General features: G+C 73.7%; 15 protein-coding genes and 1 pseudogene. 6 read left to right on the top strand and 10 right to left on the bottom strand.

The genetic code is table 11. The features are described from left to right. Positions 1-18 precede the first annotated feature (18 nt). From ACIQ1J_RS17140 to ACIQ1J_RS17150, 3 genes and pseudogenes are all read right to left on the bottom strand, one after another. Positions 19-416, bottom strand: a pseudogene (locus ACIQ1J_RS17140) (VOC family protein). 248 nt (positions 417-664) lie between these two features. After that, positions 665-1213 (bottom strand): ATP-binding protein, encoded by a 549-nt coding sequence (locus tag ACIQ1J_RS17145; protein ID WP_403557477.1) that lies wholly within the window; start codon positions 1211-1213, stop codon positions 665-667. Positions 1214-1397: 184 nt separating this feature from the next. Then, the gene (locus tag ACIQ1J_RS17150; protein ID WP_210959356.1) at positions 1398-1721 is read right to left on the bottom strand and encodes a hypothetical protein; all 324 of its coding nucleotides are present in this window, start codon (positions 1719-1721) and stop codon (positions 1398-1400) included. A 347-nt stretch (positions 1722-2068) separates the two neighbouring features. Between ACIQ1J_RS17150 and ACIQ1J_RS17155 the strand changes: the two genes are divergently transcribed. Beyond that, positions 2069-3193 (top strand): PLP-dependent cysteine synthase family protein, encoded by a 1125-nt coding sequence (locus tag ACIQ1J_RS17155; RefSeq protein WP_210959355.1) that lies wholly within the window; start codon positions 2069-2071, stop codon positions 3191-3193. A 70-nt stretch (positions 3194-3263) separates the two neighbouring features. Here ACIQ1J_RS17155 and ACIQ1J_RS17160 read toward each other — a convergent pair whose 3' ends face one another. Together ACIQ1J_RS17160 and ACIQ1J_RS17165 are read right to left on the bottom strand one after the other, a co-directional pair. Then, the gene (locus ACIQ1J_RS17160; RefSeq protein WP_210959354.1) at positions 3264-3737 is read right to left on the bottom strand and encodes an SRPBCC family protein; all 474 of its coding nucleotides are present in this window, start codon (positions 3735-3737) and stop codon (positions 3264-3266) included. Positions 3738-3855: 118 nt separating this feature from the next. After that, entirely contained in the window at positions 3856-4677 is an 822-nt protein-coding gene (locus ACIQ1J_RS17165; RefSeq protein WP_403557478.1) for a DeoR/GlpR family DNA-binding transcription regulator, read from the bottom strand. 285 nt (positions 4678-4962) lie between these two features. Between ACIQ1J_RS17165 and ACIQ1J_RS17170 the strand changes: the two genes are divergently transcribed. Continuing rightward, positions 4963-7353, top strand: coding sequence for a hypothetical protein (locus ACIQ1J_RS17170; RefSeq protein WP_403557479.1), 2391 nt, complete (start codon positions 4963-4965; stop codon positions 7351-7353). Between the two features lie 255 nt (positions 7354-7608). On the opposite strand, the gene ACIQ1J_RS17175 is transcribed toward ACIQ1J_RS17170, so the two are convergent. The 4 genes from ACIQ1J_RS17175 to ACIQ1J_RS17190 all read right to left on the bottom strand — a co-directional run bounded on the left by ACIQ1J_RS17175 (position 7609) and on the right by ACIQ1J_RS17190 (position 12279). After that, the gene (locus ACIQ1J_RS17175) at positions 7609-10047 is read right to left on the bottom strand and encodes a right-handed parallel beta-helix repeat-containing protein (RefSeq protein ID WP_403557480.1); all 2439 of its coding nucleotides are present in this window, start codon (positions 10045-10047) and stop codon (positions 7609-7611) included. 108 nt (positions 10048-10155) lie between these two features. Beyond that, positions 10156-10761: a hypothetical protein gene (locus ACIQ1J_RS17180; RefSeq protein ID WP_403557481.1), complete on the bottom strand. Its 606-nt coding sequence runs from the start codon at positions 10759-10761 to the stop codon at positions 10156-10158. Between the two features lie 207 nt (positions 10762-10968). Beyond that, the gene (locus tag ACIQ1J_RS17185) at positions 10969-11796 is read right to left on the bottom strand and encodes an MOSC domain-containing protein (RefSeq protein WP_403557482.1); all 828 of its coding nucleotides are present in this window, start codon (positions 11794-11796) and stop codon (positions 10969-10971) included. 42 nt (positions 11797-11838) lie between these two features. Further along, positions 11839-12279 (bottom strand): DUF6643 family protein, encoded by a 441-nt coding sequence (locus ACIQ1J_RS17190; protein WP_210959348.1) that lies wholly within the window; start codon positions 12277-12279, stop codon positions 11839-11841. A 295-nt stretch (positions 12280-12574) separates the two neighbouring features. Between ACIQ1J_RS17190 and ACIQ1J_RS17195 the strand changes: the two genes are divergently transcribed. Next, complete coding sequence (locus ACIQ1J_RS17195) at positions 12575-13888, top strand: TerD family protein (RefSeq protein ID WP_403557483.1); 1314 nt, start codon at positions 12575-12577, stop codon at positions 13886-13888. 22 nt (positions 13889-13910) lie between these two features. On the opposite strand, the gene ACIQ1J_RS17200 is transcribed toward ACIQ1J_RS17195, so the two are convergent. Continuing rightward, a complete protein-coding gene (locus ACIQ1J_RS17200; RefSeq protein ID WP_403557484.1) occupies positions 13911-15074 on the bottom strand; it encodes a glycosyltransferase in 1164 nt (387 codons plus the stop codon). A gap of 84 nt (positions 15075-15158) precedes the next feature. Here ACIQ1J_RS17200 and ACIQ1J_RS17205 point away from each other — a divergent pair, with 84 nt between their 5' ends. From ACIQ1J_RS17205 to lnt, 3 genes are all read left to right on the top strand, one after another. Next, the gene (locus ACIQ1J_RS17205) at positions 15159-15944 is read left to right on the top strand and encodes a glutamate racemase (RefSeq protein ID WP_403557485.1); all 786 of its coding nucleotides are present in this window, start codon (positions 15159-15161) and stop codon (positions 15942-15944) included. A gap of 79 nt (positions 15945-16023) precedes the next feature. Next, the gene (locus tag ACIQ1J_RS17210) at positions 16024-16566 is read left to right on the top strand and encodes a hypothetical protein (RefSeq protein ID WP_210959340.1); all 543 of its coding nucleotides are present in this window, start codon (positions 16024-16026) and stop codon (positions 16564-16566) included. A 571-nt stretch (positions 16567-17137) separates the two neighbouring features. Continuing rightward, entirely contained in the window at positions 17138-18751 is a 1614-nt protein-coding gene (gene lnt / locus ACIQ1J_RS17215) for an apolipoprotein N-acyltransferase (RefSeq protein ID WP_403557486.1), read from the top strand. The last annotated feature ends 3 nt before the right edge of the window (positions 18752-18754 follow it).

Consider the following 18754-nt stretch of genomic DNA (forward strand, 5'->3'; position numbering starts at 1 on the left):
CGGTTCGGGCCCGCCGGGTCAGGACGTCGGCCGGTTGCCGCCGCTCGGCGCGTGGCTGAGGTCGATGACGCAGAAGATGCTGCCGTCCGGGTCGGCGAGGACGACGAAGTCGGGCTCGGGCGGATAGAGGTCCCAGTCGACGGTCCGCGCGCCGAGACCGGTCAGCCGCCGCACCTCCGCCCGCTGCTCCTCCGCCGTGTCCGTGGACAGGTCGAGGTGGAGACGGGGCCGCGGCTCGGCCGGTGACTCGCTGCGCGGCAGGCCGAGGGCCGGCCCGAGCCGTCGGCGTGGTCGAGCGTGCGCCATGTCTCGCTCTTCCACTCCTCGGTGGCGACCAGGTTCAGAGCAGCCGTCCAGAACGCCACCGCGCGGGGCACGTCCGTGACGCCGATGACGGGGATACCGAGTCTCAGCATGGCCCCGAGCCGGCGACAGCCGTACCCGGCGCCGGGCACATCCGTCGGGCGGTGACCACCGTCGACCGCCCAACTGGCGGGCGAGGAAGCCCGGTAGGTGTCACCGGCCCGTCCGGCCCGTCCGGCCCGTCCGGCCCGTCCGGCCCGTCCGGCCCGTCCGGCCCGTCCGGCAACCGGCGCCGGACCGCTCGGCAGGCGAGGCCGATAGCCGGCCGCACGGCCCGCGGCATCGAAGGGTCACCGCCCGGTCAGCCGGCAACGGCCGACCGGGCGGGAGCGGGTTGGGGTCTGCCCAGGTCGCCCGCGTGCTCGGCCTCCGCGAACGCGGCGGCCGGCACCTCCTCGACCAGGCGTCGCGGCGGGCGCGCGGAGACGGGTGACGCGGTGACCGGTGCGGCGATGACGGCCGTCGGGAGCGTGAACCAGACGACCTTGCCGGACTCGCCGTCCGGCCGGGCGCCCCAGCTCTCGCTCATCGCGGCCACCATCGAGAGCCCGCGTCCGCAGGTCGCGAGCGGCTCGGCGTCGTCCACCACGGGCAGACGCGGGTCGTGGTCGCGCACGGAGACCGTGAGCCGGTCAAGGAGCAGCTCTATCTCCACGGTGCACGTCTTGTCGGGCCGGGCATGCAGGTGGACGTTGGTCAGCAACTCCGTCACGCCGAGCGCGGCCCGGTCGATCAGGGAATCCATATGCCAGTAGCGCAATTGCGCAGATACGATTCTGCGGACCTGGCCGATCCGCGACGGCAGGGCTTGGAGCTCCACCGTGCAGTGTCTGCTTGGGTGACTGATCACGGCTGCGACTCCCCGACATAGAGGTCCGGAAGAACACGGAGTTCGGATCCAGCAGGGCGCACGCGGCGCATCGCCGCCTGCTGTCATGGCCGGCGGGCTGGTTCGCAGCGTTATCGCCGGTAAACCCAGAGTGACGTGAGACCAGCGTGACGCAAGGGGTGAGGCACCGCAACTTACGGACATCTCAACCGCGGTGCCCGGCCGCCCTGCGCACCGCCTCGATGAAATGGCGAGCCGCGGGCGGGCCCGGCTCGCCCGGCGCGGGGTCGCGCTCGCCGAGCGTCAGCAGGTACCGCTTGCCGTCGAGGTCGGCGAGGGCCCGGTCCTCCGGGGCGAACCAGGGCCTGGAGGCGCGTACCGCCTGCACCGGAGCACTGTCGATCTCACTGCCGTAGCTGGTGAGCAACTCCACGCGGCCACCGCTGATCCGGACCGTTCCGGCCCGGGTGAGTGACCGCAGTCGCTTGCCGATCCGCACCCCCGTGGCCCTGAACTCCGGCTCCGCCATGCCGTCGCCCCCTCGTGCGCGTCGGTTGCCGGACCGTGCACCTCGCTGGGCCCGGTACCGGCCGGCTCGTGTCGTGCTCCAGTGTGCGCCCGCGGCGGGAACCCGGTCCCGCCCGCTGGCAGTCTGCCCGCACCACGCGCCGAGCACCAGTACACCCCGCTCCTTTCCGGTGGCGACCGGAGCACTCGCGCGAATGCGCCCCCACCGGGCCGGGGATCGGGCCCCAGGGGAGTCTTTGGACTTCCCAAAGGTGTGTTTATGCAGGTGAGAAGCGTACGGAGGATGCTTATGATCGAGGCGTCGGCCGCGCGACGCGCCGTCGGCGCGCAGCCTTAAGGAGCCCCGTCGTGAGCACCCCCCAGCAGACCCGCACCGGCGCCACTCTCGACGTCGACCACAGCGACACCGCCTACCGCGCTTGGCTGAAAGAAGCCGTGCGCAAGGTCCAGGCCGACGCCAACCGCTCGGCCGACACCCACCTGCTCCTCTTCCCGCTGCCCGAGCGGTGGGGCATCGACCTGTACCTGAAGGACGAGTCCACCCACCCCACCGGCAGCCTCAAACACCGCCTCGCCCGCTCACTCTTCCTCTACGGCCTGTGCAACGGCTGGATCCGGCCGGACCGCCCGGTGATCGAGGCATCCAGCGGCTCGACGGCCGTGTCCGAGGCGTACTTCGCGATGCTGATCGGCGTCCCGTTCATCGCCGTCATGCCGCGCACGACCAGCGCCGAGAAGATCCGCCTGATCGAGTTCCACGGCGGACGCTGCCACTTCGTGGACGACTCCCGCCGGATGTACGAGGAGTCCGCACGCCTCGCGGCCGAGACCGGCGGCCACTACATGGACCAGTTCACCTACGCCGAACGCGCCACGGACTGGCGCGGCAACAACAACATCGCCGAGTCGATCTTCCGGCAGCTGCGGCTGGAGCGGTTCCCCGAACCGGCGTGGATCGTCGCCACGGCCGGCACCGGCGGCACCTCGGCGACCCTCGCGCGCTACGTCCACTACATGCAGCACGACACCCGCGTCTGCGTCGCCGACCCGGAGAACTCCTGCTTCTTCGAGGGCTGGACCACCGGTGATCCGGACGTCGCCTGCGACCGCGGCTCCCGGATCGAGGGCATCGGCAGGCCCCGGATGGAGCCCAGCTTCGTGCCCGGCGCCATCGACCGCATGATGAAGGTGCCGGACGCGGCGAGCGTGGCGGCCGTCCGCGCCCTTGAACAGGCCATCGGCCGCAAGGCGGGCGGCTCGACGGGCACCGGACTGTGGAGCGCGCTGAAGATCGTCGCCGAGATGGCCGCCGAGGGACGCCGGGGCAGCGTGGTGACGCTGCTGTGCGACCCGGGGGACCGGTACCTCGACAAGTACTACTCGGACACCTGGCTCGCCGAACAGGGCCTCGACATCGGCCCGTACACGGCGGCGATCGAGTCCCTGCTGCACACGGGCAACTGGCCCTGCTGACCCGGGGACGAGGCGCAGGCCGCACGCGGTGGGCGGTTCGGCCGCAAGCGGTGGGCGGTTCGGCCGCGCGCTACGGGCGGGTGAGCCGACGGTCCAGCGAGGTGACCGCGGACCGGAAGGCCCGCTCCAGTCCCGGACGCGCGCGGTTCAGCACGAACCGGAACGGCGCCGTACCGTCCGCGGCGAACGTCCACTGCACGCGGGTGCCCGTCCCGGCCGGCGCCAGCCGCCACTCCTCGGCCATGGCCCGGGCGCCGGGTGCGTTGGTGACGTCGACGCGATAGGCGTACACCTCGGGCAGCTCGGCGGCCAGCACCGTCTCCACGAAGCGCCTACCGCCCTTGAGCCGGATCTCGCGACCCGCGCCCCCACCGATGGGCCGGGCGAACGTCACCGCCGAGAACCAAGCGGTCCAGCCCGGAACGTCCTCGGCCAGCGCGCGGAACACCACGTCCGGGGCGGCGGAGATCTCCCGTGCGAAGACCAGGCGTACCGGAGCCGTCTCGACGAAGTCGAGACCCACCGGGCGCAGACGGCGAGCCATGGTCGCAACCCCCTTGGGCGCAGCCGCGGATGCGGACGATCGGCCAGGAGGCGCCACGATAGCCGGAGGTACGCCGGGTGTCAGCGGTGCCAGGGACGCGCGCCGGTGTGCGCCGGGGTCAGTCGGCCGTCTCCGGCTCGCCCGCCACGACCAGCCCCAGGTGCTCCGAGATCTCCGCGCGGGCGTCCGCCGGCAGGCCGGCGTCGGTCACCAGCGTGTCCACCTGCTCCAGTGCCGCGAAGGAACTCAAGCCCACCACACCCCACTTGGTGTGGTCGGCGACCACCACGACACGCCGCGCCGACTGGACCAGCCGCCGGTTGGTCTCGGCCTCCGCGAGGTTCGGCGTCGACAGGCCGGCCTCGGCCGATATCCCGTGCACGCCGAGGAACAGCACGTCGAAGTGGAGCGTCGCGATCGCCTGGTCGGCGACCGGGCCCACCAGCGAGTCGGAGGGGGTGCGCACACCACCCGTGAGCACCACCGCGGCCGCGCCCTGCCGCGCGCCCGAGGTCCGCTGCGCCACGTGGAACACGTCGGCCACCCGCACCGAGTTGGTGACCACCGTCAGGTCCGGTACGTCCAGCAGCCGGTGCGCCAGCGCGTACGTGGTCGTACCGCCCGACAGGGCGATCGCCGCGCCCGGCGCGACCAGTTCCGCCGCGGCCCGTGCGATGTCCTCCTTGGCGGTCGGCTCCAGACCCGACTTCGCCTCGAACCCCGGCTCGTGCGTGCTCGCCTCGACCACCGGGACCGCGCCGCCGTGCACCTTCTCCAGTACGCCCTGCCGGGCCAGCGCGTCGAGGTCGCGGCGGACCGTCATGTCCGACACGCCGAGCCTGCGGGTCAGCTCGTTGACCCGGACCCCGCCCCGGCGGCGCACCTCGTCGAGGATGAGGGCGCGCCGCTGCTCCGCGAGGAGGTTCGGATTCTCACTCACGTACGCTTCGGTCCTTTCGCCGCGAAACCGCCCGACAAGCCCGGCGCACCTGCTACGACGAGGAGTTCCCCCGCTCCGGTGCGTGGACGTCCCATCCTCGCACGCCCCGCCACCGGCCGCGCCACCGCCCGCCCGTCGCGCACATGCCACTTCCGCCCGTCCCGGTGCCACCTGTCACACGGTTCGGGGAGATTCCGTGCCGAGGGGTGTGCGCCGCCCGCTCAGCGGAGATCCTTGTGCCCGCACGGACAGAGCCGGCGGCGCGTCACGGGGGAGTGCGGGACAGTGGAACAGGCACAGGAACGGGCCGGGACGGGCGGACAGGACGCCCCCGGACCACGCGACGCGACAGACGGGACGGACGGGAGGACGGGCACCGCCCTGGAACTCCTGGTCCACGGAGTGGGCGGCACGACACCCGCCGAGATGCTGGACGACCCGCGGACCGTGCGGATCACCGGCGACCACATCGCGGCCGTCTTCCGGCGCACCGAGGACGCCGACGCCGAGTCCCGGCCCGAGGACTACCGGGGCCGACCGGTGCCCGAGGCCTACGTCTGGTGCAACCTCACCTCCGGCAACGGCACCCGCGCCCTGTGGCTGCTGCTCCTGCCGTTCATGGTGGTCAACCTCGCCCACTGGATGCGGCCCACCGCGCACGGCCGGACCCGGACGGTCCGCCTGTACGGGCTGCTGGTGCGGCTGGCGGGGCTGACGCTGACGGTACTGCTGATCGCCGGGGCCTGCGAGGTCGCCCTCGACCTCGTCGCCTGGCAGTGCGCGGGTACGCGCGCGTGCGCCGAGCGCCACTCCTGGCTGGGCTTCCTGTCGCCGGTGATGTCGGACGGCGGCTGGTGGAGCACGCCCGGCCGCAGGCTCGCCCTCGCGGCCGCGGTGCCCGCCGCGCTCACCGGCCTGCTGTGGTACCTGTCGCTGCGCACCTGGCGGGCGTACGAGTCCCAGCAGCCGATGGACCGTGAGACCGACCCCGGGGAGGACCCCGCCCGCACCGCCCTCGGCCGGCCCGGGTTCTGGTACGGGCGCCGCCTGGTGGCCCGGCTGCGCGCGGCGCACACCGCCGCCGCGCTGCTGACGGTCGCCGCGGCGGTCGGCGCGCCGGCGGCCCGCTTCGACCGCCGGCCGGGCGGACCGGCGCCGCTCGACGCGCTGGGCTGGGTCCTGGTGGCGGCGCTGGTCGCCGGGGCGGTCGCCGTGGTCGCGGTGGTCTGCCGCCGGGGGCGCAGCGAGAACCGCCTCGACCGGACACTCGACGAGCACCTCGTACGACGCCTGCCGCTCGCCGCCCTCGTCCTGTTCGTCCTCGCCCTGCTGTACGGCGGCTGGGCCCGCCCGGAGTGGACGTCGGCCGGCCGGCTGCCGGGGGACATGACCTTCGGCGGCATCGCCCTGGTGCAGGGCCTGCTGGTCATCGCCCTCGCCGTGGTCGCCCACATCCTCCACCGCGGCTTTCCCGACGCCCGCGCCGCGATCCGCGGCCTCGGCGGCCCCGCCGTCGCCATGCTGGCCTGCGCGCTGGGCGGCGTCATGTCCGGCGGTGTCGCCCAGCGGGTGTCGGACTGGCTGGACGGCACCGGGACCTCCATCGACGGCCCGCCCGTCCTGCTGACCTGGCAGGCGTCCGTCATCCCGCCGCTGCTCGTCGTCGTCCTGCTGCTCTGCGCCGCGCTCGCCCGGCACACCTGGCGCCTCGCCCGCGCCGAACGGGACGCCGTGGAGGGCGACCACCCCGGGGAGGCCGGGGACCCGGGCCGCACCCGGCGCATCGCGCTCTCCCGCGCCCTGGCCGGCCTCACCGACCGGGCACCCCTCCTCGTCGCCATCACCTCCGCCGCCACCCTGCTGCTGGGCGCCGGAGCCCTGGTGGGCGCCCTGACCACCGACCAGGTGCCCGGCGACGCCGCGCGCGGGACGTACGCCGTCGTGCACGGCGCCGCGCAGACCGCGCAGGCCCTGGGCTCCTGGCTCATCGGCCTCGGCTTCATACTGTTCGTCACCTGGGGCAGGCGCGCCTACAAGGACGCCTCCGCGCGGCGCACCATCGGCATCCTGTGGGACGTCGGAACCTTCTGGCCGCGCGCCGCCCACCCCTTCGCACCGCCCTGCTACGCCGAGCGCGCGGTACCCGACCTGACCTGGCGCATGGCGACCTGGACCCGGGCCACCGGCGGGCGGCTGGTCATCTCCGGGCACTCGCAGGGCAGCGTCCTCGCCGCGGCGGCGGCCTGGCAGCTGGAACCGTCGGCCCGCAAACGGGTCGCCCTGCTCACCTACGGCTCCCCGCTGGAGCGGCTGTACGGCCGCTGGTTCCCGGCCCACTTCGGACCGGACGAGCTCGGCTCGCTGCACGAGGAGGTCGACTGCTGGCGCAACCTCTACCGGCGCACCGACCCCATCGGCGGTCCGATGCGGCTGCCCGGCGACTCGGGCCCGGCGGTCGACCGCGCTCCCCTCAAGGACCCGCTCACCTACGGCCGCACCGAACTCCATCCGCTGCCCGCACCGCTCCTCGGCCACTCCGACTACCAGGCCGACCCCGCCTTCGCCGAGGAGCGGCAGCGTCTGCTGGCCCGACTGCGCCCGGAGGTACCGGCGCCGCGCCACACCGACCCACCGGCGCCCGTCCCGGCGGCGGACGGCGGACCCGAGGACTGCTAGGGCCTGTCGTTCGGATCCTGCCGGCGTCGCGGGGCGTGGCACGCGCATCTGCGGCGTTGTCGTCGGTTGCCGGGGCTCCGCCCCGTCGCCCTCCTACGCCTTGCAGCCGCACGCGCCACGCCCCGCTCGGGTGGGCCGGAGGCGCAGTCTCTCTCAGCCGACCTGATCCAAACGACAAGTTCCAGGGGATCCGGGACTGCCGGGGAATCCGGGGCCGCACCCGCCGGGGCGTCCGCGCAGCCCCGGCGGGTCTCGCTACGTCAGGTCCGGCAGATCCTCGGCGTACAGCAGGGTCAGGTCGTCCGTGCTGGGGTCGGAGACCTGGGCGACCCGGCTCGCGTGCCGTTCCACCATCGCCTCGAACGTCTGTCGGGCGGTACGGCCGTTGCCGAAGGCCGGGCCCTTGGGGATCGCCGTGAAGTACTTCGTCAGCGCCTCGGCCGCGCCCGGCGCGAGCCGGTACTCGTGCTCGTCGGCCTGCTGCTCCACGATCCGCAGCAGTTCTTCGGGCGCGTAGTCGCCGAAGGTGATGGTCCGTGAGAAGCGGGAGGCGACCCCGGGGTTGACGGACAGGAAGCGCTCCATCTCCGCCGTGTACCCCGCGACGATCACCACGACCGAGTCCCGCTGGTCCTCCATCAGCTTCACCAGCGTGTCGATGGCCTCCTTGCCGAAGTCGCGGCCCGCGTCCTCGGGGGAAAGCGCGTACGCCTCGTCGATGAACAGCACGCCGCCGTGCGCCCGCTGGAACGCCTCCTGGGTGCGGATCGCCGTGGAGCCGATGTGCTCGCCGACCAGGTCGACCCGGGACACCTCGACCAGGTGGCCCTTGTCCAGTACGCCGAGGGAGGCGAGGATCTCGCCGTACAGCCGGGCGACCGTCGTCTTGCCGGTGCCGGGAGAGCCGGTGAAGACCAGATGGCGTTTGACCGACGCGGCCTTCAGGCCCGCCTGCTGCCGGCGCCGGCCCACCTCGATCATGTCGGTCAGTGCCCGGACCTCGCGCTTGACGCTGTCCAGGCCCACCAGCGCGTCGAGTTCGCCGAGGACGGCCTTGGACGTGCGGGCCGGTTCCTGCGGCGCGGCGCCCGCGATCAGGGGCTCCTGCTCGGTGCTGCGCTGCCCGGGGATCGAGCCCAGCAGGCCGGGGGACTGACTCACCGTCTGCACGACGGGCTCCGGAGCGGAGGGCGGCGTCAGACCGCCGCTCTCGTCGCTGGTGCAGTCCTCGACGAGCGGACCGGAGTCGTACGCCGTGTCCGGGCCACCGTCTGCGAACTCGTACCCGCCGCGCGCGCACCGCTCCGTACGGCATTTCCGCAGCGTCGTACGACAGCCGTCGATCACGTGGAAGCCGTAGCCGGCGCTGCCGGTCACCCGGCAGTTGAGGAAGCTGCCGCGGCCGCCGGCCGACACGTAGACGCCTGCCTCCGAGGGGGAGTCGACCGTGCAGCGCTCGATGGTGGGGTCGGCGCCCTTGGTGACGATCACGCCGGTGCGGTTGCCGACCAGGGTGCAGTTGTTCAGGGTGCCGCCGCTGCCGTGGTCGCGGAACCAGGCGCCCGTGGCCGCGTCCCGGATGCGGCAGTCGTCGAGCTGCGCGGTGGCACCGTCGCTCACCGAGACAGCCGTGTTGCGGACCTGGGACAGGTCGCTGTCGACGACGTCCGCGCGCGAACCGCGGTCCAGGACGAACAGCGCGTCCGGCACGTCGTGCACCCGGCAGGAGTCGAGCACCGCGGTGGCGCCGTCGCTGATCCAGACCGCCGGATAGTCGCCGGTGCTGTCGAAGATCTCGCACTGGTTGGCGTCCACCCGCGTACCGGGGTCCCACACCGACAGGCCGTTGCGGCCGAACTGCCGCACGGTGGTGCGGGTCAGGGTGAGCACGGAGCGGGAGCGCAGGTCGACCGCGTTCTCCGGGATGTCGTGGATACGGCAGTCGGCGAGCGTGAGCACCGCGTCCGTGTCGAGCGTGACGCCGTCGCCGGTGGTGCGGTGCACGTCGCAGTCGGTCAGGTGCGCGGTGGCCCGGCCGGTGACCTGCACGCCGCTGCCCCGCACCTCGTAGACCTCGCAGCCCACGGCCTCCAGCGAGGACCCCTCACCCATGGCCGTCAGGCCGGAACCGGCGGCGTGGTGGACCCGGCAGCGCTCCAGCCGGGGTTGCGCGCCGGAGCGCACCGCGACGCCCGCCTGACCTGCCGAGACGACCTCGCACTCCTCGAACACGCCGCCCCCGCCGTCGAGAACGGCGATGCCGACACCGGCCGGGTTGTCGACGGTGCAACGCCGCACCGTCGGCCGCGCGCTGCCGCGCACCTCTATCCCGGACGCGGAGCGCGTGACCACCCGCAGGTCGAGCAGCTCCGGCGTGCCCTCCTCCACGAGCACCGCGGGCGCCGCCGCGTCCTGGCCCTCCACGTGCAGATCCTGGATCACCGCCGAAGCGCGCACGGTCAGCGGTACGCCGTCGACCGGCGCGATCCGTACCGAACCCTGGGCTCCCTCGGGCCCGCGCAGGGTCACCGCCCGCTGGACGACGAGGTTCTCCCGGTAGGTCCCGGGGGCGACGGTGAGGACGTCACCGTCGGCCGCGGCCTCCAGGGCGGCGGCGAGCGATGCGTACTCACCTGTGCGGCGCCGCCACCGCGAGGTACCGGTGTGCGTCACCTGGACCGTGCCCTGTGCCATGGCGTTGCTGTGCCCCCACCTCGTCGTACGCGGGTCGTCGCCGATTCGGTTCGGCCGGTCCACCGTAGCGTGCGCACAGGTGGTGGGTTGACCGGAGGCGGAAGCCCGTCAACTGCCCGCGCCGGTCCTGCCCCAGTCCGGGCCCGCCCGGTCCCACTCCCGCTCCCAACGGGCGTACCGGCGGCGGACCATGCGCCACACGACGATCCGCCGGCCGGCCTCGATCAGCGCCGCGGCCACGACGGCGGCGCCGAACCCGGCGAGCACGGCGTGCGTTGTCGCTGTCGCGGAGTCCAGTGGACGGGCCACCGTCCGGCCCTGCCCGTCCGTCCAGACGGCGAAGCGGTCGCCGGTGTCCGGGTCGTCGATGCTGGCCATGACGGGAGCCTCGTGCTTTGAGCCGTCCGGAGCCGTCCAGACGGCGAGGACACGGCTGCGCAGCCCCCCGGCGGACGTGCCGTCGGGGTCGACGGCCACCGGTGGACGCTCCAGAGCGCGGACGACGGTGGCCGGTACCCGGTGCCGGGACTCGTGCTGGTCACGCACCGACCGCTGCATGGCGTCCTGCGCGGCACCGCCCACGCGCGCGCCGACGAGGGGCGCCACGGACAGGATCAGCAGCAGTCCCGCCAGCGCCACCCACGCCTCGGCCAGGTCGGTCGCGCGGCACAGCGGATTGTGCCGCCAGCGCCAGAGCCCGCTGATCGCCCGCACGATCCGCACCCCCCTTCCCGCTCCGTACCGCGCCCGGCGGAGCCGTCCACGCGCGGGCCGGTCCGGGAGAGCGCGCCATCGCCTCTCCGCGGGCTCGCGGCCGGGTTCCTCATGAACGTCTCACGAAGCCCAACGCGCGGGCGGCGGACCCGGTTCCCGGGCCCCCGCCGGTGTCCGGCACCCGACCCCGCCCGGGGAAGCGGCATCTCACTCGATGATCCGCACCGGGTCACCGACCCGGATCGTGCCGTGTCCGACCGGGACCAGGTTCTGTCCGAAGACCAGCTTGCCGTCCATGCGGCGGTACCGCCCGAGGCTGTGCAGGGGCTCCCTGCCACGCTCGGCGGTGTCCTGGTCGGTCGTCGTCACGACGCACCGCCCGCACGGCTTGGCGACCCGGAAGTCGACCTCGCCGACGGCGACGCGTGACCAGCCGTCCTCGGCCCACGCGTCGGTGCCGGACAGGACCACGTTCGGCCGGAAGCGGTTCATGGGCAGCGGGCCCTCGTCGGCGTGCTCGCCCCCGGCGATCAGGGAGTTGAGTGCGTGGAGGGAGGCCGTGGCCGCGAGCAGTAGCGGAAAGCCGTCGGCGAAGGAGACGGTTTCGCCCGGGAGCGCGTACCGCGGGTCCACGGGCCGGCGCGTGGCCGGATCGTCCAGGTACACCAGTCGTACGTCCGCACCGAGGAAGGCGCTGCACCAAGCGTGCACGGCCTCCCCCTCCGCGGGGAGCGCCTCGACCTTGTCGCGGAAGATCTGCACCACGACCGCGCCCTGCGCGCGAGGCACCGGCACCGTGAGCGGCTCCCGGCCGGGCGCGGACAGCCGGACGCCGCCCCCGGGCAGCAGCTCGGCGGCGGCCAGGGCGAGGCGCGGCTGCTGGCGTTGTGTGACGACCTTTCCCCCGTCGTCGATCAGCATCCAGCGGCGGTCTCCGGCCAGCCCCCAGGGCTCCACGACGGCCTCCCGGAGCGCCAGGCTCCGAAACGCCTTGACCGGATGGACGTGGATCGACTGCAGCCGCGCGTTTGCCATGAGGTCATCGTGCCAGGTGGCACCGACAACGCCGGGGCCGGCTCAGTAGCCGCGGTACTGCTGCTGGTTGTACGGGTCCTGATACGGCGCCGGGGCCGGCCGGGGGGCCGCTGGGCGCATCGCCTCGTACCCCGCGGGGCCGGGCGCGGCCGGGCGGTGCTGCTGCGGCTGCTGGGGGCCGGGGTAGCCGCGCGGTGCGGTCGCCTGGTGCGGGATGTACGCGGCGGGGGCCTGCTGCAGCGGGGCGGGCTGCGGCACCTGCTGCGGGTAGCCGTAGGAGGACTGGGACGGGCCCGCCGGGAGGGCGGGCAGAGCCGACGGGAGCGCGGGCAGGTGGCTGCCCGGCGCGTCGTACGCGGCGGGGACCCGGATCGGGGCGATCTGCGGGGTGCCCCGCTCGGCCACGAGTGAGTCGTAGATCGGGGTGTCCGGGAAGGAGGCGGAGTAGTAGCCGCCGCCATAAGTGGAGCGGGGGGAGGTCATGGCACATAAGTTAAGCCCACGATGTGCTGGTTGGGGAGACCGATAAGAGGGTTGTTTTCCGTGTCCGCAGTGACCTGGGATCCTCAATGCGAGCGAACTTGGCAAAATAGGGCATCACGAGACGTGATTTTGCGGTAAAGGCCGAGTTCCGGGCGGGTTACCGGCGGTTGGCCGGACGTCTTGCCGCACTCCTCGTCGGGGGCGGGCGGCGGGGGAATAGGTTGGGCTCGGAAAACTTGGCGAACCGCCGGGACGCAGCCCGGTTCGGTGACACGTGATGGGGGCGGACATGCCAATGTCGAAAGGATCGAACACCCCGGTGCCGACGACGGCGCTGCGGGTCGAACTGGGCTGGCGATCGGGCCCCGGCGTGCCCGACGCGGACGCCTCGGCCCTGCTCCTGGTGGGCGGGAAGGTACGTTCCGACGCGGACTTCGTCTTCTACAACCAGTCCGCGCACTCCTCCGGCGCGGTCCGCCACGAGGGCAAGCGGGACGCGGGCGGCCGGGTGACCGACAGTCTGCTCGTCGACCTCGCGCGCGTGGAGCCCGCGATCGAGACCGTGATCCTCGCGGCCTCCTCGGACGGTGGATCGTTCGGGAAGGTCCCCGATCTGTACATCGAGGTCCGCGACGCCGTACAGAACACGGTGGCGGCGCGTTTCGACAACCCGGGCGCGACCGTGGAGACGGCCTTCGTGCTCGGCGAGTTCTACCGCCGCCAGGGTGCCTGGAAGTTCCGTGCCGTCGGACAGGGTTACGACAGCGGGCTGGAGGGCCTGGCCACGGACTACGGCATCTCGGTGGACGAGCCGCAGCAGGCGGCCCCGGCCGCCCCGCCGGCGCCGCCCGCCCCCGCGGTCACCGCGCCGCCACCGGCACCCGCGGCCCCTCCCGCGACGCAGCCGCCCCCTCCCGCGACGCGGCCGGCCGCCGCCCCGCCGCCCGCGTCGGCGCCCTCCGCGGAGCCGGTCCGCCTGACCAAGGTCACGCTCACCAAGGCCGCACCCTCCGTCTCGCTCACCAAGCAGGGCGGCACCTCGGGCGCCATGCGCGTCAACCTCAACTGGCAGGTGCGGAAGCAGTTCTCGGGCTGGGCCCGCAAGCTCGGCCGCCCGGTCGCCATGCACGACGACCTCGACCTCGACCTGTGCTGCCTGTACGAACTCACCGACGGCAGCAAGGGAGTCGTCCAGGCCCTCGGCAACGCCTTCGGGTCCCTGAACCAGCCGCCGTTCATCCACCTCGACGGCGACGACCGCACCGGCGCCGTGACGAGCGGCGAGAACCTCACCGTCAACCTCGACCACAAGCAGTACTTCCGGCGCATCCTCGTCTTCGTCACCATCTACGAGGGAGCGCGCTCCTTCGCCGACCTGCACGCCACGGTCACCCTCCAGCCGCAGTACGGCGCCCCGATCGACTTCTCGCTCGACGAGTGCACGGTTCCCTCGACGGTCTGCGCCCTCGCGCTGATCACCAACACCGGCAGCGACCTGGTCGTCCAGCGTGAGGCCCGCTACCTGGTGCCCGAACGCGGCGTGAGCCCCCAGCGAACGGTCGACTACGCCTACGGCTGGGGCATGAACTGGACCCCCGGCCGAAAGTGAAGCCCGCTGCCGGCGCGGGCGCTCAGCCCTCCTCGGGCACGGCGCCCGGACGGGTGTACGTGCGGCCCTTCCAGGCCGCACCGCGCCCCCTGTAGTGCTGCACCGCCGAGTCGACCGTCATCAGGAGGTACAGGAACGCGGTGAACGGCAGCAGCGGAGCGAGCCACAGCCCCTGCCGGTAGTAGCGCAGCATCGGCACGTACGTCCCCGCCATCACCAGCCAGGCGGCGGCACCGGGGACGGCCGCCGCCGCACTCCCCGTCGCCGCGGCCACGACCACCGACGCCGGCGGCACCAGATACACCAGAGCCAGACCGGCGACCGTACCGGCGAGCACGAGCGGGTTGTGCCGCAGCTGCGCGTACGCGCTGCGCGAGACCATGCGCCACAGGTCGTGCAACCGCGGATACGGACGCACACTGTCCACCCGGTCGGCCAGGCCCAGCCAGATCCGGCCGCCGTCGCCCTTGACCGCCCGGGCGAGGGCCACGTCGTCGATGACGGCGTGCCGGATGGCGTCCGGGATCCGCGCCCGTTCGGCGGCCTCGGCGCGCAGCAGCACGCAGCCACCCGCGGCCGCCGCCGTTCCCCCCTTTCCGCCGATCCACCGGAACGGGTACAACTGCGCGAAGAAGTAGACGAAGGCCGGCACCACGAGCCGCTCCCACACGCTCTCCACCCGCAACCGGGCCATCTGCGAGACGACGTCGAAACCGCCCGTGTGGGCAGCAGCCACCAGCCGGCGCAGACTGTCCGGCGCGTGGGCGATGTCGGCGTCCGTCAGCAGCAGGTACTCGGGCTCACGCGCGCGTGCCAGGTCGACGCCGTGCCGCACCGCCCACAGCTTGCCCGTCCAGCCGGCGGGCGGCTCCCCGGGCGAGGCCACGGTCAGCGGCAGACCCGCGTGCCGCCGGGCCAGCTCGCACGCCAGCTCACCCGTGCCGTCCGTGCTGCCGTCGTCGATCAGGAAGACCTCCGCCCGCCCCGGATAGTCCTGGGCCAGCAGCGCCGGCAGGCTCGCCGGCAGGACCGCAGCCTCGTCGCGCGCCGGGACGACGACGCACACGCAGGGCCAGACGTCCGGTTCCTGCCGGGCCGGCAGCCTGACGTCCGTACGCCAGAAGAAGCCCCGGGCGAGCAGCAGCCACAACCAGGCGGCGAGAGACAGGGCGGATACGGCGGTCATGACGGAAGTCCACGCATCGGCGCTCACGTGCGCAGTCTGCCCCACGGCCGCGGCCCGCAGCGGCCCATCGTCTATGGTGGCCCGGTGAAGATCGCTCTCATGGACTCCGGAATCGGTCTGCTGGCGGCCACCGCCGCGGTACGGCGCCTGCGACCGGACGCCGATCTCATCCTCTCTCTGGACCCCGACGGCATGCCGTGGGGACCGCGCACCACCGACGACCTGACCGCGCGGGCACTCGCCGTCGCCGAGGCCGCCGCCGCGCACCGTCCCGACGTCCTGATCATCGGCTGCAACACCGCCACCGTGCACGCGCTGCCCGCACTGCGTGCCCGGCTGGAGCCCACACTTCCGGTCATCGGCACCGTCCCGGCGATCAAGCCCGCCGCGGCCGGCGGCGGCCCGGTGGCGATCTGGGCCACGCCCGCCACCACCGGCAGCCCCTACCAGCGCGGTCTCATCGAGGAGTTCGCCGGCGACGCGACGGTCACCGAGGTGCCGTGCCCGGGGCTCGCCGACGCCGTCGAGCACGCGGACGAGACCGCGATCACCGCTGCGATCGCCGCCGCGGCCGCCCTGACACCCGATGCGGTAACGACCGTCGTCCTGGGCTGCACCCATTACGAACTGGTCGCCGAACGTATCCGCGCCGCCGTTCAGCGTCCCGGCGCCCCCCGTCTCGTCCTGCACGGCTCCGCCGGTGCCGTCGCCGCCCAGGCGCTGCGCCGGATCGGCGCCGCCCCCGACCCCGGGGCCCCGGCCGAGGGCACCCTCACCGTGCTGCTGAGCGGACGCGAGGGCACGCTGCCCGCGCCCGCGCTGGCCTATGACGAGGGCCGGCTCCTGCGAGCGGTCACACCCGCGCGCTGACCGGCGGGCACGCCCGGTCGGCCCAGTGACGCTGTGCGACGAGGTACCCGCGCAGCGAAACGGCAGTAACCTCTTGTCCATGAGGCATCGCCACGGCGAGACCACCCCCCAGCCGGACGTCTGGACCGGACGTGCCACCAACCGGGTCCAGTGGTTCCTGGCGCTCATCGGCGCCGCCTGCATGGCGCTCGGCATCGCGCTGGCCGTCGAATCGGCCTGGGAGTCCGGCGTCGCCCCGCTGGCCATGGCGGTCGTCGGCTGCATCGCGGCGGGACTGCTGGTCCTCTTCGGCACGCTGGCGTTCGTGCACGTCGCTCTGAGAGTCGACGAGGACTGCCTCGAAGTACGCTGCGGCCACATCGGCGTGCCCCGTCGCCGCATCCCCCTCTCGCACGTCGCGGGCGCCGAGTTCGCCCCGTGCGTCACCCCGCGCCACTGGGGCGGCTGGGGCTACCGCTGGCGTCCGGAGAAGGGCACCGCGGTTGTCGTACGGCGCGGCGAGGGCGTGGTTCTGCGCCTGTGGGACGGGCACACCTTCACGATCACCGTGGACGACGCCGAAGCGGCCGTTCAGGTCATCAAGGACCGCCTGCGCCCGAAGGCTCCCGGCGCGGCGCGCTGAGCGCGGCGAGCCCCCGGGCGGGACGAGCCCTCCTACAGCCTGCGGGGGCGTGAAGCCGCCCGGACCGCCATGCCCGGGCAGGTCACGCAAGGCACGCGCCCGACGCGGTCACCGCGCGCAGCCCAGGTAGCGCTCCGCGTCGGCCAGGCCTCTCTCCTCACCGGCACCGACGCAGCCGGCTACCGGCACCGAAGCACCCGGCCCGCACCGGGACATCCGGTCGCCCCGAGGTCGTACGCCGCTCGCCGACGCCGGCGAATCGTCGGCGACGGGGCGGGCGCCCGGCCGACACGCGGCACCGGGGGCCGCGACCGGAAGGAGCGCCCCGCAGACCCGCCCCGCGGCTCGGGGCTCGCGCCGGCGGGTCCGGGCGGCGACCTGACGAGCCCCGGCCACCCGGCCGGGACGGGCCGGCGACTGAGGCTCCGGCACACCGTAACGGCTGGTCGGTGGATTGTGGACCGCTCGGTACCCGGAGGTGCCGAAACGGTGCGGCACCGGCTGTCAGGGCCCCGCGGCGACCTCCGACCACGCTGTCGGCGGCGCGGTCACCCGCCGTACACTCCGGGGGGTGACAGCCACCGCAACCTCCGTCGGCGAGTCGGACCGGACGCAGCCGCAGACCACGCGCGCCTCGCGCGTCGCCGCGCGGCTCCTGCGCCTCCTCCCGGCCGCCGCCGCCGCGCTCTCCGGAGTGCTGCTCTACGTCAGCTTCCCGCCGCGCACCTTGTGGTGGCTTGCCCTGCCCGCCTTCGCCGTCTTCGGCTGGGTGCTGCGCGGCCGCGGCTGGAAGGCGGGTCTCGGCCTCGGCTACCTCTTCGGGCTCGGCTTCCTGCTGCCGCTGCTGGTGTGGACCGGCGTGGAGGTCGGCCCCGGCCCCTGGCTCGCCCTGGTGGCGATCGAGGCGCTCTTCGTCGCGTTGGCCGGCGTGGGCGTCGCCGCCGCGTCGAGACTGCCGGCCTGGCCCGTGTGGGCGGCGGCGCTGTGGATCGCGGGAGAGGCCGCACGCGCGCGCGTGCCCTTCGAGGGCTTCCCCTGGGGCAAGATCGCGTTCGGGCAGGCGGACGGCGTGTTCCTGCCGCTCGCCGCGGCCGGCGGCACACCGGTACTCGGGTTCGCGGTCGTCCTGTGCGGCTTCGGCCTCTGCGAGGCCGTGCGTCTGGCCTCCCTGGCGCGCCGCACCCGAGCGGTACGGCGGAGCGCGGCGGCGGTGGCCCTCCTCAGCGTGGCCGTACCCGTCGTGGGCGCCGTCGCCGCCCGTCCGCTGGTCAGCGACAAGGCGGAGGGCGGCACCGCGACCGTCGCCGTGGTCCAGGGCAACGTGCCGCGCGCGGGCCTCGACTTCAACGCCCAGCGGCGGGCCGTACTGGACTACCACGCGCGCGAGACGCGACGCCTTGCCGCCGAGGTCGAGGCCGGCAAGGCGGCCCGGCCCGACTTCGTGCTCTGGCCGGAGAACTCCTCGGACATCGACCCGTTCGCCAACGCCGACGCGCGGCTGGTCATCGACCGGGCCGCCAAGGCGATCGGCGTGCCCATCTCGGTCGGCGGCGTCGTGGAACGCGACGGCAAGCTGCTCAACGAACAGATCCTGTGGGACCCCGACAAGGGCCCGGTGGACACCTACGACAAGCGGCAGATCCAGCCGTTCGGCGAGTACCTCCCGCTGCGCTCGCTCATCGGGGCGATCAACGACGACTGGACCTCCATGGTCAGCCAGGACTTCAGCCGGGGCACCGAACCGGGCGTGTTCACCATGGCCGGCACCAAGGTCGGGCTCGTCACCTGCTACGAGGCCGCCTTCGACTGGGCGGTGCGCTCCGAGGTCACCGACGGCGCCCAGATGATCTCCGTACCCAGCAACAACGCGACGTTCGACCGCAGCGAGATGACCTACCAGCAGCTGGCCATGTCCCGCATCCGCGCGGTCGAGCACAGCCGGACCGTCACCGTTCCGGTGACCAGTGGTGTCAGTGCGATCATCATGCCGGACGGGAGGATCACGCAGCGGACCGGCATGTTCGTGGCGGACTCCCTGGTCCAGGAGGTGCCCCTGCGCTCCTCCGAGACGCCCGCCACCCGGCTGGGCGTGGTGCCCGAGATCGCCCTGGTGCTGGTCGCGGCCGGCGGGCTCGGCTGGGCCGTCGGCGCCGGTGCGCGCGGGCGACGCGCCCGTGGCGTGTAGCCG

The organism is Streptomyces sp. NPDC097107, assembly GCF_044762405.1.
Taxonomy (GTDB): domain Bacteria; phylum Actinomycetota; class Actinomycetes; order Streptomycetales; family Streptomycetaceae; genus Streptomyces; species Streptomyces thinghirensis.